This is a genomic window from Burkholderia sp. E168m23, assembly GCF_016586125.1.
GTDB lineage: Bacteria > Pseudomonadota > Gammaproteobacteria > Burkholderiales > Burkholderiaceae > Burkholderia > Burkholderia orbicola.
The window spans coordinates 1-3,457 of record NZ_BCPP01000787.1 but is presented as its reverse complement, the minus strand read 5'-3'; the positions used below and the strand labels follow the sequence as shown (position 1 = coordinate 3,457).

The following is a 3,457-nucleotide window of genomic DNA, read 5'->3' as shown; positions in this document are numbered from 1 at the left end:
CGAAACCGAAGCGCTCGTACAGATGAATCGCGCGCGGATTGGACGGCCGCACTTCGAGCAGCACGCCGTCGAGCCCCTCCGCGCGAGAAATGCGCACCGCCTCGCGCAGCAGCGCGAGGCCGGCGCCCGCATGCTGCGCGGCCGGCGCGACGCACAGGTTCAGCAGATGCATCTCGTCGACCACGGGCATCAGCACGCAATAGCCGACGAGCGACCCCGTCACGTGCCGCAGGCACACGCCCAGATAGCCGTTGCGCAACGAATCCTCGAAATTGCCGCGGCTCCACGGGAATTCGTACGCGACGTGCTCGATCGCGACGACTTCGTCGAGGTCGGCGTCCGTCATCGGCGCCAGATAGCGGTCGCTCAGCAGGACACCCGTCATCCCTTCGCTCCGCCCGTCTGCGCGGCCCGTGCCGCGATGCGCTCGGCGGTGGTCTGCGCGACCTTGTCACGCACGTATTCGGGCGCGGCCTGGTCGGCCGGCACCGCCCGCCCGGCGCGGAACGCGCGCAGCGCGGCATGCGCGACCGCCAGCGCATGCGGCAACGCCTCGCCGTCGATCGCGGCCGCCCGCGCGGCGGCCGGCAACTGCGCGCCGAACGCCGCGGCCGCATTGCCGGCGAGCGTGAACGGCGCATCGGGTACGCCGACGGCGCCCGGCGCGTCGAGCGACGCCGGATGCAGCGTGCGCCAGTCACCGGCGCCGTCGTCCCATTCGAAATCCGCCCAGTAGGCTTCGTCCATCCGCGCGTCGAGCGCGGCGAGCACGCGGGTCGTGCCGGGCGCGCGCAGCCGCGCGCGCTCGGCGCATGCGAGCAGCGTGCCGATCGGCACGACCGGCAGCCCGGCCCCGAACGCGAGGCCCTGGGTGATGCCCGTCGCGGTACGCAGGCCCGTGAACGAGCCGGGGCCCGCGCCGAATGCGATCGCGTCGCAGTCGGCGAGCGTCAGCCCGGATTCGGCGAAGAGTTCCTGGATCGCCGGCAGCACGCGCGTGCTCGACACGGCGCCCGTCGGCTCGTGGCGGACCCAGGTCTGCGGGGTGGAAACGGCGTCATCGGCCGAGGCCGAGCGCAGCAGCGCGACCGAGCAGTATTCGGTCGACGTATCGATGGCGAGAAGCACTGTTTGCGTCATGGCCGACATTGTAATGCGCCGCCCCGCTCCCACGGGCGATCGGGCCCGATCTGTGCGCGCGGGCGGCGCCGGCGGCGGTTTGGAAGGATCGCTCGACCCCGCGCGACGGCCCGCTTGTTAAGATCGGCCGATCTGAAACCCTTACGGAGACACCCGATGAGCGAACTCACCGCCCAATTCGACCAGGCCCAGATCGACGTCAAGCAACTGACGGAACGGCCGGGCAACCTGACCCTGCTGCGCCTGTACGCGCTCTTCAAGCAGGCGACCGACGGCGATGCGCACGGCGACAAGCCGGGCTTCACCGACATCGTCGGCAAATACAAGTACGATGCCTGGGAAGCGCTGAAGGGTACGTCGCAGGATGCGGCGAAGCAGCAGTACATCGAACTCGTCGAATCGCTGAAAAACGGCACGGCGTCCTGACGGAATCGACGCTTCCGCAATCGGCAATCAAATCAGTGGCGCAGCGCAGCAAATTTCTTTATAATGCGGCCTGCGTCACCTCCCGCGCTCGGCTCGCAAGCCGTTCCGGCCCGACGCCTCGTAGCGTTAAGCTCCAATCCGGTTTAGAACCTGTCCCCTCCTGCTTCGACCCTTGCGGTCGTCAACTAGGCTGGCGGCCCCGCTCCTGAAGCGCGCCGCACCCAAAACAGCTTCTAATGCCTCATCCGCCGACGGTTCGGCGGATTGCACCCGTTTCCCGATTTGCTCGCTGAATCCGACGACTTGGGTATGCGCGATTGGCGCCGACGTTTCACCCACTGTGTTTCAAGGATTGTTATGACTTCGAGCATCAACTCCAGCCCGCTCAACGCGATCGCCGACCAGGCGCTCGGTCTCGACGACGCCGCCGCACCGGCCGCGGTCGAACCGGCGTCGGACGAGCCGAGCTTCGCGTCGCTCGGGTTGTCGCCGGAGATCGTCTCCGCGCTGCAGGCCGCCGGCTACGTGAAGCCGACGCCGGTCCAGCAGCGCGCGATTCCGGCCGGCATCGCCGGCCGCGACCTGCTGGTGTCGAGCCCGACCGGTTCGGGCAAGACGGCCGCATTCATGCTGCCCGCGATCGAACGTTTCGCGCAGCTCCAGAAGACCCAGGCGCAGCAACCGCGCGCGCCGCGTGAACCGAACCAGGGCGACCGCCGCGTGCGCCGCCCGCAACCCGTCGCGCGCCCGGGCCTGCTCGTGCTGACGCCGACCCGTGAACTCGCGATGCAAGTCACGACGGCCGCATCGACGTACGGCAAGCACCTGAAGCGCCTGCGCACGGTCAGCATCCTGGGCGGCGTCGCCTACGGCCAGCAGCTGATGCTGCTCGCGAAGAACCCGGAAATCCTGGTTGCCACGCCGGGCCGGCTGCTCGATCACCTCGAGCGCGGCCGTATCGACCTGTCCGAACTGAAGATGCTCGTGCTCGACGAAGCCGACCGCATGCTCGACATGGGCTTCATCGAAGACATCGAAACGATCGTCGCCGCCACGCCGGAATCGCGCCAGACGATGCTGTTCTCGGCCACGCTCGACGGCAAGATCGGTTCGCTGACGAGCCGCCTGCTGAAGGATCCGGAACGGATCGAGATCCAGCAGCGCCTCGAATCGCGCGCGAACATCGCGCAGACCGTCCATTACGTCGACGACCGCGATCACAAGGATCGCCTGCTCGATCACCTGCTGCGCGACGACGCGCTCGACCAGGCGATCATCTTCACGGCGACCAAGATCGACGCCGACCAGCTCGCCGGCCGTCTCGCCGACGCAGGCTTCGAATCGGCCGCGCTGCACGGCGACCTGCCGCAGGGCGCGCGCAACCGCACGATCCGTGCGCTGCGCGAGCGCCGCGTGCGCGTGCTGGTTGCCACCGACGTCGCGGCACGCGGCATCGACATCCCGGGCATCACGCACGTGTTCAACTACGACCTGCCGAAGTTCGCGGAAGACTACGTGCACCGTATCGGTCGTACCGGCCGCGCGGGCCGTTCGGGTATCGCGGTGAGCCTCGTGCACCACGCCGAGCAAGGCGCGCTCAAGCGCATCGAGCGCTTCGTGCGCTCGCCGCTGCCGGTCAACGTGATCGAAGGTTTCGAGCCGCGCAAGTCGCCCCCGCGTAACGGCGGCACCGGTGGCCGCGGCCGTCCGGGCGGCGGTAACGGCGGTCGTCGTTTCGGCGGCAAGCCGGGCGGCGGTCATGGCGGCAACGGCAATGGCCGCAGCTACGGCGGCGGCAATGGCGGCGGCTGGAGCGGCAAGCCGGGCGGCAGCCGTGACGGCGGCCCGCGTCGCGACGGCCAGCGCAGCGGCGGCCCGCGCCGCAGCAACT

The 3,457-nt window shown here is 69.3% G+C and carries 4 protein-coding genes; 2 read left to right on the top strand and 2 right to left on the bottom strand.

The window, feature by feature from the left end; all coding sequences use genetic code 11:
* Both rimI and tsaB read right to left on the bottom strand, forming a co-directional pair.
* A partial coding sequence (gene rimI, locus JMF90_RS29605; protein ID WP_201325782.1) for a ribosomal protein S18-alanine N-acetyltransferase occupies positions 1 to 385 on the bottom strand: 385 nt, incomplete at its 3' end.
* Positions 382 to 1,149: a tRNA (adenosine(37)-N6)-threonylcarbamoyltransferase complex dimerization subunit type 1 TsaB gene (tsaB, locus tag JMF90_RS29600; protein WP_201316981.1), complete on the bottom strand. Its 768-nt coding sequence runs from the start codon at positions 1,147 to 1,149 to the stop codon at positions 382 to 384. The genes rimI and tsaB, both read right to left, overlap by 4 nt.
* Positions 1,150 to 1,296: 147 nt before the next feature.
* Between tsaB and JMF90_RS29595 the strand changes: the two genes are divergently transcribed.
* Both JMF90_RS29595 and JMF90_RS29590 read left to right on the top strand, forming a co-directional pair.
* On the top strand, positions 1,297 to 1,566 hold the full coding sequence (locus JMF90_RS29595) for an acyl-CoA-binding protein (RefSeq protein ID WP_006478462.1): 270 nt from the start codon (positions 1,297 to 1,299) through the stop codon (positions 1,564 to 1,566).
* Positions 1,567 to 1,923: 357 nt separating this feature from the next.
* Positions 1,924 to 3,457: DEAD/DEAH box helicase (locus JMF90_RS29590; protein ID WP_201325781.1), on the top strand; the 1,534-nt coding region annotated here is incomplete at its 3' end.